Here is a 23,610-nt window from a genome sequence, read left to right on the forward strand (position 1 = left end):
CGTGCCATGCCAGGCGCTCTCATGCTAGGATGCTAGGCATCCAAGAGAGAGGATGACCATGACCGATGGCTTTGTCCCGGTAGCTGCCGTGACGCCCGAAGTGCGCGTGGCGGATGTCCCGTTCAATGTAAGCTCGTGCCTCGAGGCGGTGGAGCGCGCCGCTTCTGCCGGCGCCAAGGTCATCGTCCTGCCCGAGCTATGCCTTACGGCCTATACCTGCGAAGACCTGTTCCTGCAGCAGGCGCTCCTCGAAGGGGCAGAGGCAGGGCTCAGAGAGCTCGTGGAGAAGACGGCAGATTTCGATGCCCTCATCTTCTGTGGAGCGCCACTCAGGATTTCGGGCAAGCTCTACAACTGTGCCTGCGCCATGAATTCAGGCAATCTTCTCGGCATCGTTCCGAAGCGCTTCCTTCCGACCTACAACGAGTTCTATGAGGGAAGGCACTTCGTGCCAGGCCCCGAAGAGGTCACACCCATCGATGTGGCGGGATTCGTGAATGTGCCCTTCGGCACGCGGCAGCTCTTCTCCTGCGAGACCATGCCCGAGCTCGTCGTCGCAGCAGAGATCTGCGAGGACCTCTGGGTGCCGGAGCCGCCTTCTGTGGCCCATGCCCAGGCAGGCGCCACCCTCATCTGCAATCTCTCCTGCTCGAATGCAATCGTCGGCAAGGCTGCCTACAGACGCAGCCTCGTCTCCGGCCAGAGTGCCCGCCTCATCTGCGGCTATGTCTATGCAAATGCCGGCTGGGGAGAGTCGACGCAGGACCTCGTGTTCTCTGCCCACAACCTCATCTGCGAGGATGGACACATCCTCGCAGAGGCAAAGCCGTTCGGTGACGGCTTCTGCCTGAGCGAGATCGACTGCCAGTTCATCGCAGAGGAGCGCCAGCGCATGTCGAGCTTCAGCTGCTCGCTGCCGGCCCTTTCGGGATACAGGCAGGTGCGCTTCTCGCTCGAGAAGACGGAAGTACGCCTCACGCGTGCCGTCGATCCGCATCCGTTCGTGCCGGACGACGAGGCGACGCGTGCAGAGCGCTGCGAGGACATCTTCCAGATCCAGAGCATGGGTCTTGCGAAGAGGCTCTTCCACACGCATTCGAAGTGCGCCGTCGTCGGCGTCTCGGGCGGCCTCGACTCCACCCTTGCCCTTCTTGTCATGGCCCGTGCCTTCGATATCCTGGGTCTCGACCATAAAGGCATCATCGCGGTCACGATGCCGGGCTTCGGCACGACGAAGCGCACGCATTCCAATGCGACGGAGCTCACGAAGTCTCTGGGTGCCACCTTGAAGGAAGTCTCGATCGATGCGGCGGTGCGCCAGCACTTCGCCGATATCGGCCACGATGAGCGCGTCCAGGATGTGACTTATGAGAACTCGCAGGCCCGCGAGCGCACGCAGATCCTGATGGACATCGCAAACCAGGAGGGCGGCCTCGTGATCGGAACGGGCGACCTCTCAGAGCTGGCACTGGGCTGGGCCACCTACAACGGCGACCACATGTCGATGTACGGCGTCAACGCCTCGGTCCCGAAGACGCTTGTCCGCCACCTCGTGCGCTATGTGGCAGATACCTGCGGAAACGAGACGGAGTCGGCAGTGCTTCTCGATGTGCTCGCAACGCCGGTCTCGCCCGAGCTTCTGCCCGCTACGGCGCATGGCACAATCAGCCAGAAGACAGAGGACCTTGTCGGACCCTATGAGCTCCATGACTTCTTCCTCTACCAGATGCTGAGATGCGGCTTTGCACCGAAGAAGGTGTTCAGGCTTGCTGTCTATGCACTCGGTGACGTCTACGACGAGAAGACAATTCTGAAGTGGCTGCGCATCTTCTGCCGCCGCTTCTTCGCGCAGCAGTTCAAGCGCAGCTGCCTGCCGGATGGACCGAAGGTCGGCACCGTCGCCGTATCGCCCAGAGGAGACCTGCGCATGCCCTCGGATGCTGTCTGGACGCTCTGGGAGCGCCAGATTGCCGAGCTCGAAGAGGCAGAAGCCTAGTTTCCATGCATTGAAGGAATGGAGAAGGGGACCGCGAGGCCCCTTTCTCCATGTCTGGATATGCAATCAGTGGGGCGTCAGTATCTATGGGGCATAAAATCTAAGCGCCGTATAGAAGATTTTTTCTTCTTTGAAGGTATAACTTCGTGCATGTGGGTATGATTCTAGACGTTCGCAAAGGGAGGGCCGAACACCCTCCAACGTCTGATGAAGACGTCGATAGAGGAGGTTCAAACATCATGACTTTGAAGCCTTTGGGAGATCGTGTACTCGTCAAGCCCGCACCGAAGGAGGAGAAGACGGCCTCCGGCCTGTACATCTCCAGCGGTGCACAGGAGAAGCCGCAGCGCGGCACTGTCGTTGCTGTCGGCTCTGGCAAGATCGACATGAAGGGCGAGCGCATCGTTCCTGAGGTCAAGCCGGGCGATGAGGTCTACTACGGCAAGTTCGGCGGCAACGAGGTCAAGCTCGACGGCGAGGATTACCTGCTGCTCCGTGCTGAGGACATCTACGCAATCATCGAGGCCTAAGGCTTCGTATCCAGAAGGATAAAGGGATAGCGGACGCTATCCGGTTTCAAGGAGATACAAATGGCAGCAAAGGACATTAACTTCGGTACGGATGCACGTGCCCGCCTTGCCAAGGGCGTCAACACCCTGGCTGACGCAGTGACCACGACGATGGGCCCGAAGGGCCGCTATGTGGCGCTTCAGCGCTCCTATGGCGCTCCGACCATCACGAACGACGGCGTCTCCGTCGCCAAGGAGATCGAGCTCAAGGACCCTGTCGAGAACATGGGCGCCCAGCTCGTGAAGGAAGTCGCCACGAAGACCAATGATACGGTCGGCGACGGCACCACGACCGCTACGCTTCTTGCCCAGGTCCTCGTCAACGAGGGTCTCCGCAACGTCGCAGCTGGTGCAAACCCGATTGCAATGCGCCGCGGCATCGACAAGGCAGTCGACGCTGTCGTGAAGAAGATGGTCGCCTCCGCAACCACCATCTCCACGAAGAAGCAGATCGCTGCTGTCGGCACCATCTCTGCTGCCGACCCTGAGATCGGCGAGAAGATCGCTGATGCAATGGAGATCGTCGGCAAGGACGGCGTCATCACGGTCGACGAGTCCCAGACCTTCGGCATCGACATCGACACCGTCGAGGGCATGCAGTTCGACAAGGGCTACATCTCCCCGTACTTCGCAACGGACAACGAGAACATGACGGCCGAGCTCAAGGATCCCTACATCCTCATGACCGACCAGAAGATCTCGAACATCCAGGACATCCTGCCGATCCTCGAGGCTGTCTCGAAGCAGGGCGCTCCGCTGCTCATCATCGCTGAGGACGTCGACGGCGAGGCTCTGGCCACGCTCATCCTCAACAAGCTCCGTGGCACGCTGAACATCGCTGCCGTCAAGGCTCCTGGCTACGGCGACCGCCGCAAGAGGATGCTCGAGGACATCGCAATCGTGACCGGCGGCCAGGTTGCCATGAAGGAGCTCGGCGTCAACCTCTCCGATGTCACCGCCGAGATGCTCGGCCGTGCAAAGTCCGTCAAGATCACGAAGGACAATACCACGATCGTCGGCGGCTATGGCTCGAAGGATGCTATCCACGAGCGTGTCGCACAGATCAAGAACGAGATCGAGAACACGACCTCTGACTTCGACAAGGAGAAGCTCCAGGAGCGTCTGGCAAAGCTCGCTGGCGGCGTTGCAGTCATCAAGGTCGGCGCTGCTACCGAGGTCGAGCTCAAGGAGATCAAGCACCGCATCGAGGATGCTCTTCAGGCAACCCGTGCAGCAGTCGAGGAGGGCATTGTCGCCGGCGGCGGCGTCGCATTCCTCGAGGCAGCCTCTGCGCTCGATGATGTCGAGTGCGCCGATGCCGACGAGAAGATCGGTGTCGATATCGTCCGCAAGGCTCTCGAGGCTCCTGTCAAGACCATCGCATCCAACGCTGGCTTTGAAGGCTCTGTCGTCGTCGAGAAGATCAAGGGCCTGCCTGAGGGCGAGGGCCTGAACTCCGCAACCGGCGAGTGGGGCAACATGATCGATATGGGCGTCCTCGATCCTGTCAAGGTCACCCGTGTCACGCTGCAGAACGCAGCATCTGTCGCTTCCCTCATCCTCATCACCGAGGCTACGGTCACGGATGTGCCGAAGGACACGACGATCGAAGAGGCCATCTCTGCAGCAGCAGCTCAGGGCGGCCAGGGCGGCGGCATGTACTAATAGCTGCAGCCAGAACAGCTCTATCTGACTCGGAAGGCTCCGGATGCCACAAGGCGTCCGGAGCCTTTTCCCATGTTAGGGGGGACGTTCCTGCTCTTTTCCCGCTTTGCAGGGGCGCTCGTGAATGCAGCGGCAGAACGGGCATCCTCCGCGGTACAATAAGCAGGTTCATGCGTAGAGGGGGATACATGGCAGAGAAGCACGATCTTCTGGACGACATCATCGATATCACGAACAACTGGGGCGCTGTCTCGAAGCCTGTCGAGACCGTCATGAACGGGATATCGTTCGATCCGGAGACGGCTCCGCAGTGGGATCCGTCGAAGTACAAGGAGCGTCCGCGTCCGAACTCCGTGCGCTGCCTCTCTGTTGCATCCAAGGATCCGAAGGCCTGCACGAAGTGCCAGGATGTCTGCCCGGTCAATGCCATCTCGATCACGGAGACGGCGCTCACCGTGAACGAGTCCTGCAGGAAGTGCGGACTCTGCGCGGCTGTGTGCCCGACCGAGGCCTTCCTGATCCAGAAGCTCATGCCGAAGACGCTCTACAACAGCATCGCGAAGCAGGCAGCATCGCATGACCATGTCTATATCACCTGCACGCGTGCTCTGGGGCGCATCCCGAAGGAAAACGAGATCGTCCTGCCGTGCGTCGGCGCACTCTCGAAGGAGCTGTGGTTCTCCCTCTTCATGGAGTATGACAACATCTCCGTGTACCTGCCGCTCGGTGTCTGCGACCGCTGTCGCACGACGACAGGCGAGGAGGCCTATACCGACGCTATCTCCTACGCCGAGGAGCTCACAGGCGCTGCCTGCGGCCTCGAGGTGGACGAGAAGGCGCTCGACCACGAGTACTCCCGTGCCTACAAGAGAAGCCAGTTCCTGGGCCAGGTCGCACGCACCGGCACGAGCCTCGTTGCCGGCCACAATGCCGCAATCAATGGTGCCCAGGCGGTCGCGCAGAGGATTCAGAACCACACGAAGCGCGTGAACGAGCTTACCCGCTCGCTCGAGCAGGCAGTCGGCGTCCAGAACAGCCAGCACCACCGCCGCATGCTCACCCAGCGCCGCGAGCTTGTCATGGCAGCGCTGCAGAAGTGGCCCGAGCCTGCCAAGCAGATGAAGAGCGAGCTTCCGACCTGCGACATGTCGAAGTGCACGATGTGCGGCGACTGCACGGAGGCCTGCGTCCTCCATGCGATCGAGCTCGACCGTGACGGCAAGATCCAGATCGAGCCTGCCTACTGCGTCGGCTGCGGCGTCTGCGCGAGGGTCTGCAAGGAAGGCGCCCTCGAGATGCATCCCACCGATGGCTCCGCCCTCGTCGTGCCCGATCCGCATGCAGAGGAGATCGAGCGCGAACGTGCCGAAGTGAGGAAACTCAAGCAGCAGGGCAAGAAGGTCCTCGACAGTTCGCTCAAGGCCCTGGGCGATACCTTCGGCGAGGATTCCTCCTCGAAGAAGTAGCAAACACGCACAAAGCCATCCCCAGAAGAAGGAGAAGATAGAACGTGTCTCTGTCCATCGGAATCGTCGGCCTGCCGAACGTCGGCAAGTCCACACTGTTCACTGCCCTCACGAAGAAGGGCGGACTTGCCGCCAACTATCCGTTCGCGACGATCGACCCAAATGTCGGTATCGTCGACGTGCCTGACGAGCGTCTCCAGAAGCTCGCAGACATCGTGCATCCGGGCCGCATCGTGCCGGCAACCGTCGAGTTCGTGGATATCGCAGGACTCGTAAAGGGCGCAAACGAAGGCGAAGGCCTCGGCAACCAGTTCCTCGCAAACATCCGCAACTGCGATGCCATCTGCGAAGTCGTGCGCTACTTCACCGATCCCAATGTCATGCGCGAGACCGGGCGTGTCGGCGAGTTCGTCGATCCGGCAGCAGACGTGGACACGATCTCAACGGAGCTCATCCTCGCCGACCTCGGCACGCTCGAGCGTGCCATCCCGAAGCTCGAGAAGGAGGCCAAGCGCGACAAGGAGAATGCCCCGAAGCTCGCTATCGCAAAGCGCCTCCAGGACTGGCTCAACGAAGGCAAGCGTGCCGCCGACCTCGATATGACAGAGGACGAGAAGAAGGCTGCACATGACCTCTTCCTTCTTTCGATGAAGCCGATCCTCTATGTCGCAAATGTCGACGAGGACCAGCTCGGAGAGAAGCTTGCGCCCATCGACGGGCAGGAGCCCATCCCTATCTGCGCAGAGGTCGAGGCAGAGCTTGCCGAGCTCGATCCTGCCGAGGCGAAGGAGTATCTCGAGTCTCTGGGCCTCGAGAAGAGCGGCCTCGAGACGCTTGCGCAGGCTGCCTACCATCTGCTGGGCCTTCAGAGCTTCTTCACGGCCGGCGAGATGGAGGTCAAGGCCTGGACAGTGCGCATCGGCGCCAAGGCTCCCGAGGCGGCAGGCGTCATCCACTCCGACTTCGAGAAGGGCTTCATCAAGGCCGAGACGATCTCCTATGAGGACTACGTCACGCTCGGCGGCGAGGCAGGGGCCCGCGAGGCAGGACGTCTGCGCATGGAGGGCAAGGACTACGTCGTCCAGGACGGCGATGTCATGCACTTCCGCTTCAACGTCTAGAGACGGTTCAGAGACTTTCTGAGGGGCTGCATCGCAGGGTGTGGCCCCTCATTCGTATGAAGGAGCTGGGCAGCTGAGATGGGCTGAGATTGGCCTGCTAGCCACGAAAAGAGGCTCCGGCATCATGCCGGAGCCTCTTGTGTGTCGACGCTCTGCGTCTCGGTGCTAGTCGCTGCCGAGAATCACGAGGACGTCTCCCGTATACGAGTAGGTGTGCGAAGAGTCGTTCACGTAGTTGATCGTGCCGAGCGAGGAGAGCGTCTCGCCGACGCCCTTGGCAATGGCCATGCTGTCGTCGCCGCGGTAGACGATTGTGATCTCCTGGTAGTCAGAGGAATCGGCGACGCCGGTCGTCGCCGTGTAGCCTGCCTTCTCGAGCAGGTTCGCGGCTGCGGCAGCAGCGCCATTCGCGCCAGAGCCGTTCAGCACTTCGATATCGCCCTTGTGGACGGCATCCACGTCGTCCATTGCAGAGCCGGTCGACGTCGTCGTGGTCGTCGTGCCATCGCCTGCGCTTGCAGCGACGCCTGTTGTCGGATCGTCCGAGGCATTCTTGTAGGGGGACTCGCCGCTATCGACGCGCTCCATCATCTCTTCCCATTCGTCTTCGATGGTGACCTGGTAGGAGATGCCGTCAATCATCTCGCCCTCCGTCGGATTCAGGCCGGAGTAGACGTTGTTGTCCACGTCGAGGTCCTTCATCTGGAGGGCAAGGGAGATGATCTGGGAGGCGTCGAGATCGGTCGAGACACCGTCAGCGAGGTTGGAGATGGTGTTGGCAATGGTGAGCGGGTCTGAGGAGAGAACCTTCTTGATGATGGCGGTGATGACGGCACGCTGGTTTGCAGCGCGGTAGAAGTCGCCGGCACCGTAATCATCGTAGGCATGCCTCGAGCGGCAGAGGGCAAGCGCCTGCTCGCCGTTCAGGGTTTGCGTTCCTGCCTGGATGTTCGCATTGGCGAGCGGGTCCACGACGTCGGTCGGTACGGTGACCTCGATGCCGCCGATTCCATCGACTATTGCTGTCAGGGCCTCGAAGTCCACCTCTGCGTAGTGGGAGATATCGACGCCGGCATATTTCTCGACGACCTGGACCGTATAGCTCGGGCCGCCCAGGGCATAGGCTGCGTTGATCTTCTGCATGCCATAGTCGCCCATGTCCACCATCGTGTCGCGGGCGATGGAGACAAGCGTGACCTTCATGTCCTTCGGATCGATGCGCGCGAGGATTATCGTGTCGGACCTGAAGTTCGACGAATCGTCGCCCCATTCATCGGCGCGCTCCTGGCTCTTGTCCACGCCGAGCAGCAGCATGTAGAACGGCTCCGACACTTCCTTGGAGTCCGTAAGCTGCGCCTCGAGCTCAGGCGTGATGTTCGCCTTGATCTTGCTGTTGATATCGCTGTAGAACTTCGCGAACGCGACGCCTGCAACGGCAATGACTGCCACCACACAGATGAGGACCGTGCGGAGAATGAAATGCTTCTTCTTCGTGGCCCGCTTTGCCACGTAGTGGCTCGGACCGTTATCGCGCGACAGGGCACCGGCTGTAGGTTCCAGCTGCCCTCTGTTCCTGTGTGCCAAAAGAAGTCTCCCTTGTAGGGGTGGATGCACCACCGTTTGGCATTGTGCAATCTTACATCTTAGACATGTCACCCACCGGCTTACTGAATAGGCACTGAAGTTCATCAAATGCCCCTACCTGCGGATATCCTGAATGGTAACATTTTGGCGGTGAGCGGCATCCGTGTATTCGGGGCAGCGGTATGCAGAAAAGCTTGGCATCCATACACGGCACGCGAGGTGTCTCCATTTGCCGTATCATGGAACGTGGACAAGAAGAACCTCTCGCTTATCGGAGGCAGCAATGCAGAGTGCTCGGCCAAAGCAGTTCGTCGTCGTCTTGGACTTCGGCGCCCAGTATGGGCAGCTGATTGCAAGGCGTGTCCGCGATCTCCATGTCTATTCCGAGATTGTCCCCTGCGACATCTCGGCAGAGGAGCTCAAGGCCATGGCCCCTTCGGCCATCATCCTTTCGGGCGGTCCGGCCTCTGTCTATGCAGATGATGCGCCCGACATGGATGCAGATGTCTTCGAGCTTGGCCTTCCGGTCCTTGGCTTCTGCTATGGCCAGCAGATCATGGCAGCAAAGCTTGGCGGCAAGGTCGGCCACACCGAGAAGGGCGAGTATGGCCCGGCGCAGCTCAAGCGCACGGGAGACTCTGAGCTTCTCGATGGCACGCCCGAGGAGCAGACCGTGTGGATGAGCCACAGGGATGCCGTGAAGGAAGTGCCGGAAGGCTTTGTCGTCACATCGGTGACCGACACCTGCCCCGTCGCCTCCATGGAGTGCGCTTCTCGCCGCCTCTTCGCGACGCAGTTCCATCCTGAGGTCCGCCATACGCAGTATGGCAAGAAGATGCTCGAACACTTCCTCTTCGATATCGCAGGACTCTCCGCCACCTGGACGATGGACAACATCATCGACCAGAAGGTGGAGGAGATTCGTGCCGAGGTAGGGGACAGGAAGGTCATCCTCGCACTTTCCGGCGGCGTCGACTCCTCTGTCACGGCAGCGCTCGTGCACCGTGCCATCGGCGACCAGCTCACCTGCGTCTTCGTGAACCACGGCATGCTGCGCCGCGGCGAGCCCGAGATGGTCGAAGAGGTCTTCCGCAAGCAGTTCAATGTGCCGCTGATCCACGACCATGCAGAGAAGCGCTATGAGGAGCTCCTTGCTGGCGTGACGGACCCCGAGAAGAAGCGCCGTCTCATCGGCACGCAGTTCTGGAAGGAGTTCTTCTCCATCGCCCAGGACCTCGACGGCATCGAGTACCTTGCCCAGGGCACGATCTATCCCGACATCATCGAGTCCGGCGCTAGAAAGACCGGCGGCAAGGCTTCGACGATCAAGAGCCACCACAACCTGATCCCGTTCCCCGAGGGGGTCCACTTCGACCTCATCGAGCCGCTCGACCACTTCTTCAAGGACGAGGTGCGCGAGCTCGGCATTGCGCTCGGTCTTCCGGCAAAGCTCGTCTGGCGCCAGCCCTTCCCGGGTCCCGGCCTTGCTATCCGCATCATCGGCGAGGTCACGCCGGAGAAGCTTGCCATCTTGAAGGAGGCAGACGCCATCGTGCGCGAGGAGCTCGATGCCTACAATGAGCGCCTCTTCGAGGAGACAGGAGACAGGAACTCCGAGCATGCCTGCTGGCAGTACTTCGCTGTGCTTCCCGACATCAAGTCCGTCGGCGTCATGGGCGACGAGCGCACCTACCAGCGTCCGATCATCGTCCGTGCCGTGGAGTCCACAGACGCAATGACGGCAGACTGGGCAAAGCTTCCCTACGATGTGCTCGGAAAGATCTCGAGCCGCATTGTCGACGAAGTCGACGGCGTGAACCGCGTCGTCTACGACATCACCCCGAAGCCGCCCGCAACGATCGAGTGGGAGTGACGGATACCAGAACTCCACCACTAACTACCAGCTGTTTTGCAGAAGTGTTGTTGCAACATAGACAGATTTCAAACCCCTTTTATCGCAAGAATGTTGTAAACTCCGAGGCATCGAGTGGGAGTTGCAACAGCGACGAAAGGGGTTTCTCGTGGCTAAGGACTTCTATAGGGGAACGAGCGTCACTTGGCGCGACAACGCCAAGAAATATCAGGGGATTCTCTTCTGGTACGACGAGAACGGCAAGCGGCACCAGAAGACGAAGCTGTTCACAACCAAGAAGCGCGAGTCCCAAGAGCAGTTCGAGGAATGGAAGCACGAGCTGAACCGCAAGGCAAGGCTCACCAACCCGGTTGAGCTTGTCCAAGAGCCGAACAGAAAGAGCGTGGGCGAGAGGGTGCGGGAATACCTCAAGTACCTTGAGACTGAAGTTGCGGCGGGACACATGGAACAGTCAACTCTCACCGCGAAGGCCCAGAACGCTGAACTTTACTTGCTCAAGGAGCCGATAGCGGACATTCCCTACTCCAAACTCTCCAAGAGAGACATAGAGGGGTGGGAGGACGGCTTGAGGGCTAGGGGCATAGCCAACTCCACTATGACGAACTCTTACTCGCTACTTCGACGCATATATAACTTCGACATTGAGCACGGAAGAATTGAGGACACGCCGTTCCGATTCTTGAAGTCCCCGAAAGCGAACAAGAGGGAGAAGGCTTTTGCCACGGACGAATCCCTTCGTAGGCTTACAGAAGCCCTTGAGAAGCGATGGAACAAGGAGCATGGTGACGTACACGCGTTGTGCTACTACCTCGCCTTGTATACGGGTATGCGGGGACAGGAGATATGTGGGTTGAGATGGCGTGACGTGTACTTTGCGCAGAACAAGATAATCATCCGCAATGTCATTGCCCGCAACGGCAACGAGCCGTACGCCAAAGGCCCCAAGACTGAGAACAGCGAGCGCACTATTCCCATAATGAGCGAGCTTCGCCCCAAGTTGGAGGAATGGTGCGACAAGGTTTGCTGGATGAACGGCAGGATAGAGGAACCTGAGCCGAACTGGTATGTGGTGGGGGACAAGGACAAGTTTAGAAAGCCCCAATGGGTTACCCAGAACTTCGGTAGGTTCTGCCGCCGCAACAACGTGAAGGCAAGCGACGGGACTTACCTCACTATGCACGGACTTAGGCATACTTTCGCCACCGTTGCGGTTCAGTCCAAGGCGATAGATGTAAAAACGCTCGCCTCCATCCTCGGGGACACGGTTTCGATGGTTCTCGATACGTACACGGGCGTTGGTGACGATGACTTGAAGTATCAGGGTATGCAGGAGATAGGCAAGGCATTCAAGCAGAGGACTGAGCGCGATGATTAACGAGACAAGGCGGAAGTTCGACGCTTGGGTTATAGACACTTACAACCAGCTCCATGACACTCTGTTCGATGGAGACGGCAAGTTCAGGATGAAGTACATGCTGAGTGGGGAGATGCTTTGCTATCTCTTGGTGAAGCCTTGGAAGAAGCGTGTGATGGACTTGGAGGACATTAGAGACGAGGTATTCCAAGAGCAAGTGGAAGACATAAGGGACTATCTAGACAACCCTACGATGGACGTTCAGGCCGCACTCGTTACGTACTTCACGCCTACGCCGGAGAACTACGACGAGTTCCTAGAATCGGAACTGGGGCAAGCCCTGTTGATGGTTCTGTTCAAGTACGGATTTCCCGAACGTATGCGGTTCATCAAGGAGAAAAACCCCGAGGAGGTTGAGGGCGCTGTACTCCAAAAGACGTTTGAGACGGAGTTCTATCGTGTCTTAAATGCTGAGGGCTTTCAGGACTTGTTCTTTGACGCTATGGACTACATAGACAGGCTCAACGAGAGCGGCGAGGAGATACCAGAGGATATGCGGAAGTTGGTTAGGCTTTTGGAGTCACAAGACGAATGCTACAAGTTGTGAGAGAGGGGGACGGAAACGCCCTTTCTTTTCGCGAGCGGTTCGATCGAGAAGACCTGGCTCTTTTCAATCCTGAGATAGCGGTAGAGTGTGCTTATTGAAATCCCGGACTCAGCTGCTACCTGAGAAACGCTATATTGCCCGCTTTTGTAGAGTGCCAAAGCCTTTCTAACCGCGTTCTTGTTGGCACGTGGTCTGCCGCCAGTTTCACCGCGTGCTTTTGCCGCTTCTATACCTTCTCGTTGGCGCTCGCGAATAAGAGAGCGTTCCATTTCCGCCATAGCGGCAAGGACGGTGTACATAAACTTGCCTTGTGGCGTTCTGGTATCTAGTTGTTCATGGAGACTCACAAGAGAGACACCTTCGGCGTTGAACTTTTCCGCAAGGTCTAGAAGCTGTTTGGTTGAGCGTGCGAGCCTATCAAGAGAAGCGATAACAACCGTATCACCCTCGCGGAGTTTGCCGAGCATTTCATCGAGAGCGGGACGAGAAGCCTTGGCACCGCTTACCTTGTCCGCATAGAGATACTTATCCTCTACGCCCGCCGCCCTCAGAGCATCAATCTGTCTAGCAAGTTCCTGACTCTTGGTACTCACTCGCGCATACCCGAACGTTGCCATAAGTCACGCCGCCTTTCTAAACGTTATCAAAAGGTGCTGTAGAGATGTTATGACAAAGAGTAGGTTTTGGCAATAGTTTTGACAATCACAATGAAGAAATATCCTGCGCATTTACTACTCTCCATTGGATGGTAGAAATCATTGCCAAAAGTGTACTTTTGACAACATAAAGTTAAGTTAACAGAAAGAATGAAATGGAGCTTCCTAATGGAATCAAGAGAACTTAAAACCGACAATGTAATTCTACGAATCGAACCGTCAAAAAAGGCCGAATGGACTGAAGCAGCAGCCAACAGCGGCATGAATCTGTCACGCTATATCTCTAGTTGCGTTGATGGAAAGATACAAAAAAGCATGGGCAAATGATTGTAAATACACATCCACAACTTTCATAGATAGTAGAGGCAGAAAAGAGAAGAGAGAGATAGAAGACGTTTGGTTTGGTGGTAACCAAAACCAAGCGAAGAAAAGAGAGGGAAGAGAAGAGCAGAAGGGATAACTCCGCCTGCTCTTCTCCAATCTCTCTTGTCGGCTGTTACGCCATTAGGCGTGACAGCCATTTTTAATGTCCCAAGAAGTGATTGGAGTAAGTATGTCAGCAATGAGTAATGTAAGAGATTTCATCGAGAGCCTACCGAACGAAACACGCTTCATCGGGGAGACAGCTATCAAGGAGTTGCGCCAGAACGGTACAAGTTGGGAATGGCTCGAAACCGCGCTCAATATTAAGAGCAAAGAGGATTGGTCAAAGTATGGTTTCGGCCTTATGTTCACCGACAGTTTCCGCGCTCAGGTACAGAAGAAGCTCAACAAACAGAAGAGCCAAGAGGTCGGCGGACTTTGGTCAGAGGACGAGCAACCAGAACATCCAGAGAATATCGTCAGAAAGGTTGCGTTCGATGGCGGTAACTCCAGAGAGGTTCACCTTGGCACTGAGACGTTTTTGATCAAATCAAGACCCGCATCCTCAAAGCCAATAGACAAGATGACGGAAGAGGAGTTCTTCTCAATGGTTATCGAGCAACACCGCAGTGCAGAACTGTTCTGCGCTCGCTGCTGGGCTGACACATACGGAGAGGAAAGCGAATACCTCAGACAGTACGAGGCGGAAGACCGCGATATGACGGACGAGCAGATAGCCCGCAAATACCTCCAGCATCGATAGGGGAGGGTAGTTTTGGGATTTCGACAGAAGCGGCATTCAAAATCTTTTCGCCCCGGACAAACACACGCTCCCAAGAAGAAAGGTAAAGTGCATGAGCTTGGTAAATGAATACTTCCTCTGGTACAGGGTCTGGAATACGCACACGCTGCTAAAGGACGCCCAGCGGCAGATAATGATAGACGGCTACGAACACGCGACAAGCAAGCAGATGGCGGAGTATCTTCTGAATGCGATGGACTTTGACAACAGGCTAAGCAAGAAGACAAGGCAGCTAAGACAGCAAACAGATGATATGGCGATGCAAGCAGACTACGTAGGGGATAAGCAGATAGAGAAGGTACACCAAGCTTGCAGCGAGCAGATACGCTCTGATTGGGACGCACCGATAACCCAAGAGCAGTTCGAGGATACATTGCTGCTAGACGCAATACAGGACGAGCTAAAGAAGGTGCCTGAGAAGGTGAACGTAAAGTTGCGGCTTTAGCCCGAAAAATATGATTGCTTTAGCCCGATAAAGCAATGAAATTGGGCAACTCTCTGCTTGGTAGGTGCTAGAGGTTTTTCGTACCTATAACGGCGTAACAAGCCTCATTATTCAAGCGGTTTCGTAGAGTAATCGAAGGAATACAAATGCGTTCAGGATTAACGAAACGGGCACCTACCTTAGTGGCGGGTGCCCGCTCTCGATGGCTTTTCTATTCGTACTTTGAAGCTGGTCTACTCTCTCTGAGAGCATAAGCGTCAGTCTAGCTTTTCCAGATGGGTAGCTGCCCCATTCACGGGTCCACCATCAAACTGTGTCGAGCTGGTGGTAAAGAGGCATATCTCTGTAATGTAGCCAAGGGCGTTAAATCCGCTGAATACGCCGGTGGCGCGTATAGTGTCTCCATCGGCGAACCCTGCCGCAATCTCAACATCTGACTCCTCAAGCTCCACAAGATAGCGCGTTGTTTTCGTCCCTATTGAAACCCAGCCGTAGGGACAATCGTGGGAATAGTAGCTTGACGAATCAAGTTCTACCGAGATGTTGCCGGGGCTGGAAACAGAGACCAAAGGAGCACAAACTTCAATATCTTTGCCAACGTAGTCTTTCCTTGCGGTAAGCTCGTTGTCCTTAATTATCTCACCGAGTTTATCCAGGGACAGCTCCTCTCCATTGATTTTGACATAGCTCTGCGATGCTCCATCGCAGGAAGTAAGTCCCAGCAATCCAATGAGACTGAAGGATGTGGCAAGCAAAAAGCTTCTCCGTGAAATCATCCATTTCCCTTTCGTCGGTTTGGTCAAAGTGAACCAGTGGAGGGTAATCCCGTAGGCTACTCAGGTTTTTTGGCATTCACTGGTATTCTCCAAGGGCTGCCCTTCTTATCTTGATTTGCTCCCGGAATCTTTCCCTCTCGGCACCATTTGCTGATTTTGCTTTGGTCTACGCCCCACTCCTCTGACTTCAATTTTGAACCAACGTACTCTGGCATAGAATCCCTTCTTTCCCAGCAATCGTTACTGGCCTACTACAAATGTGAAGGATTCAGTTGTATCTCCCAACTTGGGAAGTTGGAACGTAATCTCAAAAGGATCGGTGAGTGATTCCGGTTCAAACGGAGCTTCGACGTATCCCCTGTAAAGTTCTTTGACTCCAACTCCTAGGTAGATATAATCTTGCGGCTCGCTATTCCAGTCTTGCTCCCCTTCAACGTCCTTAATAATCCAACCATATTCTTTCTCTTCAAAGTCGTTTCCGGTATAAGTCGTGCCGTTGTAGGTGACTGAAACAAAATCACTTTTGCCAACGGGGTCAAGCTCCAAGAAATCTCTATCTAGGTTTTCAAGCAGCAATTCGTAGAAAACAAGCGTGCTACCTTTCGGCGCGACAAATGGGTTGTTAGAGTCCTCTTTTGCGTCGTATTCTTTGGGGCAGAAGTAGTCGTTGTCGATGCTGAATCCCGTCCCAGCTCGAAGGGAATTGTTGAGGGCAATGGTAAGGGCAGCATTGTTGAGGGTGAGTCTCACCAAATCAGTTTCAACGGTATCCCCAATGACGTATTTGGTTACCTCCGCTTGCTCTTGTGATTCTTCTGTAGACTCTTGGGTATTAGAATCCTGGCTGTTTGTGTCATTGTTGCATCCTGCGATGCTAAACGTGCTGGCGACTCCAAGAGAGCCAAGGAGAAAGTCTCTGCGGGTTAGGTTTGTCATATTTACTCCTTTTAGAATAACGCTTCTATTGATACGGGCCTTCCATAACGAAACGGGCACCCGCCGCAAGGTAGGTGCCCGTGTTTTGTTTACTTGCGAAGCTTGAACCCTGCTACAAGACTGAGGATTGGCGGGGTGATGAAGAGGGGAAAGAGTGTCGACCGCGCGGGGTCGAGCCCAAAGAATATGACATAGATTGCGAGAGAAGCTATAGACAGGACAATTCCTATGGTGTTCAGGCGCTTGGAATCAATCCGAGAATTGATCAGCAAAAGTACGCCTGACACCAAGGCGGTACCCACAACCGGAAAGAACATCCAAATATATCTTTCGCTTGAAAGATCACGGACGCCGTGAGGCTGAAAATAAACGTTTACATAAAAGTTTACAGCCGGTACAAGAGCAACGTATACCAGCCAGACGGACATCAGGACAGAGAGAACTGTCAGTACGGTTGGGGCAACAGGACGTTTTAGCTGCTTGCCGCAGTTTGGGCACGTCTTAGATTCGCTTGACACCTCTTTGCCGCACTCGGGGCATTTGATAAGAGCCATTTCAATAACACTCCTTTCTAATCGCTCTAAATCAGATAGATGCGCTTGCGACGTATTTGGCAAGAAGCGAAGATAAAGAATTCGCGTTTGTGCTGAGTGTTGAGTAATCTTGGTTATCGAATGCTGAGCCCATAGCCGTTAGGTATTGGCCGATTTGCTCAACGTCTGATGCTAGTTGTTGGTCAATCGACGCAATCTTAGAGAAGTCCATTTTGGGACAGAGTTCTGTTGAGATGAGCGTTGAATCCATAATCGATTGGCCCGACATAAGAGAAACTCCCCAGACCGTATCTTGCGAAAACAAGGCTGAAGCCGCCACAAGACCGGCAGCCGCGCTGGCGTTATCTCCCGCCCGTGATGATTGCGCGGCTGTATCAGTGAGAGTGTATGCGAGATTTGCCCGAGCAGAAACTGAATGCGCAAGCTGGTATCCGTCCGGGTTCTCTTCAACCTTGAAAATGGCATCCGGGATTGCGACGGATTCGATTGCGTCAGGCTCGATTCCAATCTCAGTGCTGGCGCATCCGGGAATGTCAATCTTGAGGGTGCCCTTTTCCTCGAGGTCGGTTGTGTTGACGAGGAATGGGGCGATTGCGCGCTGCGCTGCGCCCCCCGCATCAATTACAAGGTTCTTGCTGGCAAGTAGATAGCCTGAATACGCAATAAAAGTTTGGACCTGAGCGGGAAGGCTGTAGCCGTCAATTTCATATTGATTCCCAGAATCATATGAGATGGAACACTGCGGGTGAGCATCCCAGTTCTGTTTCGTTGAGTTTGTTATATCGAATAAGCAAATGAGTAGTTTACGGGTGTCGGGAATGGCTGAGAAGTCAACGCCGAGTTGTGTAAGCTCATCCGTCGGCTCAACTAAAAAAGTCCCGAGCAATGAAAAGGCGTTGCTATTGGACTTTTCATCCTTCTGTTCCTGCTCTGTCTCAATTGAAACAGAGCATCCGGAAAGGCCAAGAACGCCAATCGCTCCAAGGGCGCACGAGTAGATAAAGCTTTTGCGTGTTATGCCTTTGCTGCTCATCGAGGTTCCTTTCCGGCGCAGCCCAATAGGTACTGTGGAAGAAGCCCCGCAAAAGGTAGTGAGGGGGAGTCTCCGCCCACAGTTGCCACACTGCCTTCGGTGCCTACGTATGCGCAAGCAGTCTCAGGGAGGGAGAAGACTCCCCCTGACTAACTGCTTACGAATCTGTTGTAGACACCACCCGTTGCCGGGCGGCAGTGTGGCAAGTAAATTGTATTAGGTCGGGATGAAAAAAGCGCTCCCCGTTGGGGGAGCGCCCTAACAAATCAGGTGTACGGTACGCGGCTACTCTTCTTCAGAGGCAATGTCAGTAAAGATGTCCACAAGAGATTCAGTTAGATACCACTCCAACATCTCCTTCTCCTGTGCCCAGAAGTTTGCATACTTAGAATTGGTGTCTGTGTCTGTCCAATTTGTGAGCTGCTTCCAACGTTGGAAGTTTTGCTTGCAGCGGGTGGAGAGAGTTGAGCGCTTGTCGGTGGAAACTTCAGTCTTGTCGTTCTTGGCGTAACTCTGGTACACGCCCCAGAGAATCTCATACATCTTTCGTTCGGTGATGTCCCTGCCGCACAAGGCTTCAAACAAGTCAAAGTCTTTCAGCTTGCGGCAAAGCCCCTCAAGAGTAGCAAGGTTGTCTGCGGTGAGTTCAGCGTAGGTCTTCTCGTTCTCTGCGTTCTTTCGCGGCATGGCCCCATCCTTTCTTGAAGGTATCTCTGATAGGAGTTTATCAAGTTTATTCAATGCCGCCATTCGTTACCCTAGGCGCTTGTCATGCGTTAATGGGGGCTGTGTCAACTACCGGCGTGCGCTCGATGAACAAAGCTGCATAAGCTCCTGTATTCTTGGATTGTGTCCTATGGTTCGAAGGCAAAGCCAAGAAACGTGCAGCGCTCACTGAACTCCGTCATATCCCGCGCAAGTCCGTCTTGGCACTCTTGGATGGTATGGTTGAGCCGTTCGTAGCCGCTCGTGCTCACAGCCGTTTCCTTTCTCTCTTGGAGAGTTGTAAGAATGAGTTGCAAATACTCAAAATGGTAAGAAAACCGCTGTTAATAGAGGTAGAGTGATTATTGAGTGGGAATAGGCCGACAGGGTTCTAACCTGCACTTTTGAGTGCCGCGCTGTGCCGCTGAGTTTCGTTTCGTATGTGACTCACGGCAAAGCCACCAGCGACATTGGTGAGTAAACCCGATTATCAAGCCTCCGTTACCATGCTGGAACGGAGGCTTTTACTTCGTCGTTTTACAACCCGTTCACATGCGATTTCGCTATTTACTCCCGTGTTTTCGAGACAACAAGGCACAAGGCGGTGTTCGGAGGAATGGGAGTAAGGATCTATCCCGAGTGAGTAGGCACTCGGTTTTTGTCCCCGAGGGCAAGGCGGGAATCTCGGGTACTGCGTATCGTCATTTCTCAGCATATTTGCTATTCATTGAAGCTAACGAAAAGGGCCGTCTGAATGAGGAGAACAAGACGGCAACTTGATGTGGGAGCTGGAAAAGGCCAGCGCTCCAAACGGGGCGCTGGCCTTGATAACGTTGTCTTGCTCGCCGGCTACAACGCCTTAACGCGCGGCGTTTCCTAGTCGTCCACGACGAAGGAGCCGTCGTTCAGCTCTGCGATGCGGGTGTTGAGTTTGCCCAAGAGCTCGAGCATGCGAGGCTTGTCGGCCTTTTCCTTTTCCTCGTTGAACCAGCAGGGCTGGTCGTGCGAGTCGAACTCGTAGCAAGACGAGTACAGCTCGCAAATTTGGTCGTTGAGGGTTTGCAAAGCCTTGTCATTATCAATCGCGGGAATGCCGGTTCGGAGCTCGCCGTCGATGAACTCGTCCTTCCACAAAGGGCCGGCCGGGAAGTCGAGTGAAATCTTGAGAGTTTTCATTATTTTGCCGTTCTACTCTTCAATGGGTAGGCGCTGACTATGAAGCCGTTTATGCCTATGCCCGTAAGAAGAATACGCTCGTTATCGTATTCGTAAATCCGCTCGTAGCCCTTTCCGCCGTTGGTTTCCCTGATCTTGTTCGATACGATGCGTCCATCCCGGATTATGTTGCGCAGGAGTCTCGGCACTTCGGACTCGGAGAGGCTGGACTTCTTGGCGATTTGCCCCACATGGCCCCTCGATTCCGAATGGGCATATCCTGCAGCCCTGCTCCTTTTTCCAACCAGACGATTTGCCCGGTCGAATCTCAATATCACGTCCTCGCGCGTGAACCTGACGCTATTTGCCTCCAGTTCGGCAAGATGGGACTTATCGGTTAAAGGTGCGGCATTGGCTTCAGCCTTGAGCTTCGCCTCGTTCTCGGCCACTTTGGCGGCGTAGGTCTCCTGCATGATGTGAGTCTGGGGATTGCCGCTTGTGCCGTAGGCGAGCCTGCCGTTGCTGCTTCGCATGGCCCTCCTCCGCGCGACGTTGCGCTCCTTGAGGGCGTTCGCCGGGACGGCTATCTCGATGCCCTTCTCTTTCGCGTAGGAGAAGATGTCGTCTACGGCGTCATTGGTCGAGCAGACGCCGTAGACGACGATTGCCTTGAGGTCGAGCGTGTGTACGGTGAGTCGGACGAGTTCCTTGATGGCATTGCGCTCGACGGGATCGACTTCGTGGCGGTGGACGAGGACGGGACCCTAGTGTTCGTCGACGTCTTCCATCTCCGCGGGGTCCTCGGACGCTAGCGGCTCGGGTTTCCTTTCCACTAGGTCGCGGGCGCGCTGATTTTTCTCGATGATGAAGCGTTTGTGGTAGAAAAGATCCGCGAAGTCCAGGATTCTCTTCATTTGCGCAGTGTCGAACAGCGCCCCGAAGCCCGCGCCGATGACGGGGACCATCTTCCCGACGGTCTCGAGCGTCATCTTCTGCCCAATCTGGGTGAGCGCCTTCTTGAAGACTCCGGCCTCGAGCGCCTTCTTGCCGCCGTTCTCGACTGCCTTGCGGGCAGCGCCGTTGGCAAGCGCGCGGATCTGGGCTATCGCGAGGGCGCCGCCGCCCTGCTCGACCATCGCCGACCAGCCCTTCTTCGCGGTCTGCTTGACAGCGGCTGCTTCCGCGTAGACGAGGACCTTGCCGATGTACTCGCTTGTGGCGTCAACTTTGGCCCTGGGAGCGAGGGCGCTCTGGAACACCTCGCTCGCGACGACGAGCTCGGACGGGTCGTCCTTAACGTCGTAGCCGTAGAACATGGCGACCGATTGGACAGCCCTGAAGTAGATAAGCATGCTGAGGGCGAGGTTGGCGGGCAGGCCCCAGAAGCCCGCGGCGCCCGTGCCTCCGCCTTCGGCGAGGGCTATGCCCATGTGGTGCAGCCTTTCGTTCGCAGTCACTGCGGCGACGTCGTAGGCGCGCAGCAGGCATATCTCGGAGAGCGAGGAGACCTTCTCCTCCTGCTTGCCCTCGTTGATGCGGGAAATGACGTACTCCCTGCTGACGCTCGCCTTCGCCGCCTGCTTCTCGAGTTCCCCGAATCCCTCCGCTGCCACCTTGATGGCGTTTGCCATAAGCTCTTGCTCGGTCAACCCGTTGAGGGTGTCCTTCGCGGCCTTCCCGGCCTTATTGACGAGGTCCTTCACGGGCGTGGGCACCGCCTCGCCAATCTGCTTACCGGCCTTCGCGAGGGCACCGGGCGAGGTGAGCTTCTCGTAGCGTTTCGCGAGGGTTTCAATCTCGTTGAACTCTCGCTCGTCGAGTACGGGATCCGGCATGATGTACGAGCCGTCCTCGGCGACAAGGTTCCCCTCGAATGTCTCTCCGTATTCGCCTCCGAATGCCTGGTGGGTCCTTTTTGCTCCGGCCTTGATTGCCTCGGCGCCGGCGTTCATGGCTTTTGCGCCCGCATCCGCGGCATCTGCAACACCAGCTGCCAACCTGCCTAAAAGGCCGCTATTCTTCGTGTGGCCCGAATCGACTGTTTTGTCATCCATCTTCTCCTCCTGGTTTCGAGAGCTGCATTCTCTATAGGGGATGCAATTCTCGTGTGGAATCTGTTTCATTTGCAATTATCCCACCGTATGCGACGGGCGCATACCAGACAGAGGGTGTTGGCATCTTATGGACGCCAACAAGCATGGATGTTGCTGCGTTGTGAGGGGCTTTGAGCGCTGTGTTCGGTTGCTGCTTGTTGTTTGCGCCGTGCTCAGCCCCGGTCGTCGCCGGCTGCGCAGCAGGCGTAGGCCGTGGGTGTGAGGAGCCCCATGAGGAGCCCTATTCCGAAGGGCGCGAATCCCATGTTTCCACCTCCTTCGCGTAGACCACGGTGCGTGAGTTGCTCGTCTGGTAGCTGCAGGTGACGAAGGCCCGGGCCTGCGCGACGTCCGCCAGCTCTTCCAGGACGACCTCGCATCGGGACAATTTGTCCCCGAGGTAGGTGTCTAGCTCCGCCGTGTCGGCGAAGTCTGTCCGCTTGCCCCCCGAGCTCGATCGCCTTCTCGCAGGTGAAGATCCGGATAGTGCGGTGCCCCTCGGCGAAGTCGCGCGAAGAGTACTGCGCGAGCGGCGCGAACATGGTGCCGTCGGACATGAACGACGCGGTCTACAAGTTCCGTCGCTATGAGGATGCGAGTCTTGTCTATACCGGCATCAACAAACATGAGGGCGAGAAGGTCGGCCTCTACGACGCGTCGCTATCGTATTACGACTACCTCTACGCGAAGCTGCAGGAGTCGATGGTTGTTCCCGACGGAACCGCTCTGGTCAACGATGATAAGGCGGTAGCTCCGTCTCCTGTTCCTACGGTAAGGTCCTCGGTCAGGCCGTCGACATCGGGCGTTTCAAGGCCTGCGATGAACGCAACGACGCTCGGAGAGTCGCCTGTCAAAAGGGACTGGGTCGTCGACTTCCTCGAGTCCCGCAACATCCGCATCGCTGATTGCCGCCCCAAGGGCGGAAGCCTTTGGGCAATCGGCGGCGGGGAGCTCGACACCGTCATGAACGAGCTTGCTGAGAACGGCGCACAGTTCACCTACAAGCTGGAAGGTGGCAAGGCAACGGGCTTCAAGGCCGGCTGGTGGCCCTCCGGTTATCCGAAAAAGTCCGAGCCCAAGGCATTGGAGCCCGAAGAACCAACCATCACCGAGGCGGACCTTTCCAAGATCGAGGAGGGGACTCAGGTCTTCCACAAGAGCTTCGGCTACGACGAGGTTGTCTCAATCGGCAGCGACAGAATTGCCGTGCGTTTCGACAACGATAAAAAGAAGAAAGATCGAGAATTTATGTTCCCGTCAACCTTCTACCAAGGGATGTTGCAACTATGAGATCAGCAGACGCCATAAAGTCGATACTTGAGGAGCAGGGACGTTCCCAACGTTCCCTTGCCATTGATCTCGGCCTCACTCCGCAGGCGCTAGATCAGCGCCTGAAGTCAAAGACTATGAAGGTGGAGACCTTGTGCCAAACGGCAGCACAGCTCGTTGGGCGCAACCTTGGGCTTCCGTCCTGGCCAATCGGGCCGCGGGGCCTCCTGTGCTTCCTCTCGCACACGATGCCGAACTTCCTCATGATGCGCTGCACCTTCCTGCGGCTCATCCTGACCTTCTGCCCGCGGGCCAGGCAGTCGACAATCTGCTGTGTTTGATAGCCTCGGAGTTGCGGGTTCACTTCTGCTTGAAGGACAAACCCCGTAACGATTATCAGTGAGGCTCCTATTTGCTGTCAAGGGTTGATTCAATAGATTTCCATCGCCCATCGGAAGCTATCGATTGGTGGATTGAATTTGTAAGCGCAACACTGCAATCCGAAGCGCAACGGTTGCAGCAAGTCCTGCAAAATGTGCCGGAAGCGTTGCGGCAAGGCGTGCAATTCGGCCTTCCGGAGCATCCGGG

The 23,610-nt window shown here is 56.2% G+C and carries 22 protein-coding genes; 12 read left to right on the forward strand and 10 right to left on the reverse strand.

What is annotated here, in order from left to right; all coding sequences use genetic code 11:
• The first annotated feature begins 58 nt into the window (after positions 1-58).
• The 5 genes from VXJ24_RS08635 (at position 59) to ychF (ending at position 6,817) form a co-directional block, all read left to right on the forward strand.
• Positions 59-1,996, forward strand: a complete 1,938-nt coding sequence (locus VXJ24_RS08635; protein WP_330972551.1) for an NAD(+) synthase — start codon at positions 59-61, stop codon at positions 1,994-1,996.
• A 239-nt stretch (positions 1,997-2,235) separates the two neighbouring features.
• Positions 2,236-2,526 (forward strand): co-chaperone GroES, encoded by a 291-nt coding sequence (locus VXJ24_RS08640; RefSeq protein ID WP_330972529.1) that lies wholly within the window; start codon positions 2,236-2,238, stop codon positions 2,524-2,526.
• Between the two features lie 60 nt (positions 2,527-2,586).
• A complete protein-coding gene (groL, locus tag VXJ24_RS08645; protein WP_330972530.1) occupies positions 2,587-4,230 on the forward strand; it encodes a chaperonin GroEL in 1,644 nt (547 codons plus the stop codon).
• Between the two features lie 188 nt (positions 4,231-4,418).
• On the forward strand, positions 4,419-5,696 hold the full coding sequence (locus VXJ24_RS08650) for a 4Fe-4S binding protein (protein WP_330972531.1): 1,278 nt from the start codon (positions 4,419-4,421) through the stop codon (positions 5,694-5,696).
• Positions 5,697-5,740: 44 nt separating this feature from the next.
• Positions 5,741-6,817: a redox-regulated ATPase YchF gene (gene ychF, locus VXJ24_RS08655; RefSeq protein WP_330972532.1), complete on the forward strand. Its 1,077-nt coding sequence runs from the start codon at positions 5,741-5,743 to the stop codon at positions 6,815-6,817.
• A 165-nt stretch (positions 6,818-6,982) separates the two neighbouring features.
• On the opposite strand, the gene VXJ24_RS08660 is transcribed toward ychF, so the two are convergent.
• Positions 6,983-8,401, reverse strand: coding sequence for an LCP family protein (locus VXJ24_RS08660; protein ID WP_330972533.1), 1,419 nt, complete (start codon positions 8,399-8,401; stop codon positions 6,983-6,985).
• Positions 8,402-8,684: 283 nt separating this feature from the next.
• On the opposite strand from VXJ24_RS08660, the gene guaA reads away from it, so the two are divergent.
• The 3 genes from guaA (at position 8,685) to VXJ24_RS08675 (ending at position 12,235) form a co-directional block, all read left to right on the forward strand.
• Positions 8,685-10,274 carry a glutamine-hydrolyzing GMP synthase gene (gene guaA, locus VXJ24_RS08665; RefSeq protein WP_330972534.1) on the forward strand — a complete coding sequence of 530 codons (1,590 nt, stop codon included), beginning with the start codon at positions 8,685-8,687 and terminating at the stop codon, positions 10,272-10,274.
• Positions 10,275-10,422: 148 nt separating this feature from the next.
• Positions 10,423-11,649 carry a tyrosine-type recombinase/integrase gene (locus tag VXJ24_RS08670; RefSeq protein ID WP_330972535.1) on the forward strand — a complete coding sequence of 409 codons (1,227 nt, stop codon included), beginning with the start codon at positions 10,423-10,425 and terminating at the stop codon, positions 11,647-11,649.
• Positions 11,642-12,235 carry a hypothetical protein gene (locus VXJ24_RS08675; RefSeq protein WP_330972536.1) on the forward strand — a complete coding sequence of 198 codons (594 nt, stop codon included), beginning with the start codon at positions 11,642-11,644 and terminating at the stop codon, positions 12,233-12,235. The genes VXJ24_RS08670 and VXJ24_RS08675 overlap by 8 nt, the downstream gene beginning before the upstream one ends.
• Here the strand turns inward: VXJ24_RS08675 and VXJ24_RS08680 are convergent.
• Positions 12,223-12,852 carry a recombinase family protein gene (locus VXJ24_RS08680; protein ID WP_330972537.1) on the reverse strand — a complete coding sequence of 210 codons (630 nt, stop codon included), beginning with the start codon at positions 12,850-12,852 and terminating at the stop codon, positions 12,223-12,225. The two genes, VXJ24_RS08675 and VXJ24_RS08680, sit on opposite strands and share 13 nt — an antisense overlap.
• A 565-nt stretch (positions 12,853-13,417) precedes the next feature.
• Between VXJ24_RS08680 and VXJ24_RS08685 the strand changes: the two genes are divergently transcribed.
• Both VXJ24_RS08685 and VXJ24_RS08690 read left to right on the forward strand, forming a co-directional pair.
• On the forward strand, positions 13,418-14,017 hold the full coding sequence (locus VXJ24_RS08685; protein ID WP_330972538.1) for a hypothetical protein: 600 nt from the start codon (positions 13,418-13,420) through the stop codon (positions 14,015-14,017).
• A gap of 91 nt (positions 14,018-14,108) precedes the next feature.
• A complete protein-coding gene (locus tag VXJ24_RS08690; RefSeq protein WP_330972539.1) occupies positions 14,109-14,501 on the forward strand; it encodes a hypothetical protein in 393 nt (130 codons plus the stop codon).
• A 257-nt stretch (positions 14,502-14,758) separates the two neighbouring features.
• On the opposite strand, the gene VXJ24_RS08695 is transcribed toward VXJ24_RS08690, so the two are convergent.
• The 7 genes from VXJ24_RS08695 to VXJ24_RS08725 all read right to left on the reverse strand — a co-directional run bounded on the left by VXJ24_RS08695 (position 14,759) and on the right by VXJ24_RS08725 (position 20,193).
• On the reverse strand, positions 14,759-15,277 hold the full coding sequence (locus tag VXJ24_RS08695; protein WP_330972540.1) for a hypothetical protein: 519 nt from the start codon (positions 15,275-15,277) through the stop codon (positions 14,759-14,761).
• A gap of 240 nt (positions 15,278-15,517) precedes the next feature.
• Positions 15,518-16,213 (reverse strand): hypothetical protein, encoded by a 696-nt coding sequence (locus VXJ24_RS08700; RefSeq protein ID WP_330972541.1) that lies wholly within the window; start codon positions 16,211-16,213, stop codon positions 15,518-15,520.
• An 89-nt stretch (positions 16,214-16,302) separates the two neighbouring features.
• Positions 16,303-16,767 (reverse strand): zinc ribbon domain-containing protein, encoded by a 465-nt coding sequence (locus VXJ24_RS08705; RefSeq protein WP_330972542.1) that lies wholly within the window; start codon positions 16,765-16,767, stop codon positions 16,303-16,305.
• 31 nt (positions 16,768-16,798) lie between these two features.
• On the reverse strand, positions 16,799-17,800 hold the full coding sequence (locus VXJ24_RS08710) for a hypothetical protein (protein ID WP_330972543.1): 1,002 nt from the start codon (positions 17,798-17,800) through the stop codon (positions 16,799-16,801).
• Positions 17,801-18,085: 285 nt separating this feature from the next.
• On the reverse strand, positions 18,086-18,487 hold the full coding sequence (locus VXJ24_RS08715; protein WP_330972544.1) for a hypothetical protein: 402 nt from the start codon (positions 18,485-18,487) through the stop codon (positions 18,086-18,088).
• Positions 18,488-19,381: 894 nt separating this feature from the next.
• Positions 19,382-19,681: a hypothetical protein gene (locus VXJ24_RS08720; RefSeq protein ID WP_330972545.1), complete on the reverse strand. Its 300-nt coding sequence runs from the start codon at positions 19,679-19,681 to the stop codon at positions 19,382-19,384.
• On the reverse strand, positions 19,681-20,193 hold the full coding sequence (locus VXJ24_RS08725; RefSeq protein WP_330972546.1) for a hypothetical protein: 513 nt from the start codon (positions 20,191-20,193) through the stop codon (positions 19,681-19,683). The genes VXJ24_RS08720 and VXJ24_RS08725 overlap by 1 nt, the downstream gene beginning before the upstream one ends.
• A 150-nt stretch (positions 20,194-20,343) precedes the next feature.
• Between VXJ24_RS08725 and VXJ24_RS08730 the strand changes: the two genes are divergently transcribed.
• A complete protein-coding gene (locus tag VXJ24_RS08730) occupies positions 20,344-20,472 on the forward strand; it encodes a hypothetical protein (RefSeq protein WP_330972547.1) in 129 nt (42 codons plus the stop codon).
• Here VXJ24_RS08730 and VXJ24_RS08735 read toward each other — a convergent pair.
• Positions 20,425-21,714 carry an EcsC family protein gene (locus VXJ24_RS08735; RefSeq protein WP_330972548.1) on the reverse strand — a complete coding sequence of 430 codons (1,290 nt, stop codon included), beginning with the start codon at positions 21,712-21,714 and terminating at the stop codon, positions 20,425-20,427. The two genes, VXJ24_RS08730 and VXJ24_RS08735, sit on opposite strands and share 48 nt — an antisense overlap.
• Positions 21,715-22,308: 594 nt before the next feature.
• On the opposite strand from VXJ24_RS08735, the gene VXJ24_RS08740 reads away from it, so the two are divergent.
• On the forward strand, positions 22,309-23,043 hold the full coding sequence (locus VXJ24_RS08740) for a hypothetical protein (RefSeq protein ID WP_330972549.1): 735 nt from the start codon (positions 22,309-22,311) through the stop codon (positions 23,041-23,043).
• Positions 23,044-23,610: the final 567 nt, after the last annotated feature.

Source organism: Olsenella kribbiana, from assembly GCF_036408795.1.
GTDB lineage: Bacteria > Actinomycetota > Coriobacteriia > Coriobacteriales > Atopobiaceae > Olsenella_L > Olsenella_L kribbiana.

What these genes read in the sequence shown, in the direction of transcription:
- groL (WP_330972530.1), top strand. Translation starts at nt 2,587, where the DNA reads ATGGCAGCAAAGGACATTAACTTCGGTACGGATGCACGTGCCCGCCTT.
- VXJ24_RS08700 (WP_330972541.1), bottom strand. Translation starts at nt 16,213, where the DNA reads ATGACAAACCTAACCCGCAGAGACTTTCTCCTTGGCTCTCTTGGAGTC.
- VXJ24_RS08720 (WP_330972545.1), bottom strand. Translation starts at nt 19,681, where the DNA reads ATGAAAACTCTCAAGATTTCACTCGACTTCCCGGCCGGCCCTTTGTGG.
- VXJ24_RS08690 (WP_330972539.1), top strand. Translation starts at nt 14,109, where the DNA reads ATGAGCTTGGTAAATGAATACTTCCTCTGGTACAGGGTCTGGAATACG.
- VXJ24_RS08635 (WP_330972551.1), top strand. Translation starts at nt 59, where the DNA reads ATGACCGATGGCTTTGTCCCGGTAGCTGCCGTGACGCCCGAAGTGCGC.
- VXJ24_RS08685 (WP_330972538.1), top strand. Translation starts at nt 13,418, where the DNA reads ATGTCCCAAGAAGTGATTGGAGTAAGTATGTCAGCAATGAGTAATGTA.
- VXJ24_RS08640 (WP_330972529.1), top strand. Translation starts at nt 2,236, where the DNA reads ATGACTTTGAAGCCTTTGGGAGATCGTGTACTCGTCAAGCCCGCACCG.
- VXJ24_RS08735 (WP_330972548.1), bottom strand. Translation starts at nt 21,714, where the DNA reads ATGGATGACAAAACAGTCGATTCGGGCCACACGAAGAATAGCGGCCTT.
- VXJ24_RS08715 (WP_330972544.1), bottom strand. Translation starts at nt 18,487, where the DNA reads ATGCCGCGAAAGAACGCAGAGAACGAGAAGACCTACGCTGAACTCACC.
- VXJ24_RS08695 (WP_330972540.1), bottom strand. Translation starts at nt 15,277, where the DNA reads ATGATTTCACGGAGAAGCTTTTTGCTTGCCACATCCTTCAGTCTCATT.
- VXJ24_RS08710 (WP_330972543.1), bottom strand. Translation starts at nt 17,800, where the DNA reads ATGAGCAGCAAAGGCATAACACGCAAAAGCTTTATCTACTCGTGCGCC.
- VXJ24_RS08675 (WP_330972536.1), top strand. Translation starts at nt 11,642, where the DNA reads ATGATTAACGAGACAAGGCGGAAGTTCGACGCTTGGGTTATAGACACT.
- VXJ24_RS08725 (WP_330972546.1), bottom strand. Translation starts at nt 20,193, where the DNA reads ATGCGAAGCAGCAACGGCAGGCTCGCCTACGGCACAAGCGGCAATCCC.
- VXJ24_RS08680 (WP_330972537.1), bottom strand. Translation starts at nt 12,852, where the DNA reads ATGGCAACGTTCGGGTATGCGCGAGTGAGTACCAAGAGTCAGGAACTT.
- VXJ24_RS08705 (WP_330972542.1), bottom strand. Translation starts at nt 16,767, where the DNA reads ATGGCTCTTATCAAATGCCCCGAGTGCGGCAAAGAGGTGTCAAGCGAA.
- VXJ24_RS08650 (WP_330972531.1), top strand. Translation starts at nt 4,419, where the DNA reads ATGGCAGAGAAGCACGATCTTCTGGACGACATCATCGATATCACGAAC.
- VXJ24_RS08740 (WP_330972549.1), top strand. Translation starts at nt 22,309, where the DNA reads ATGAACGACGCGGTCTACAAGTTCCGTCGCTATGAGGATGCGAGTCTT.
- guaA (WP_330972534.1), top strand. Translation starts at nt 8,685, where the DNA reads ATGCAGAGTGCTCGGCCAAAGCAGTTCGTCGTCGTCTTGGACTTCGGC.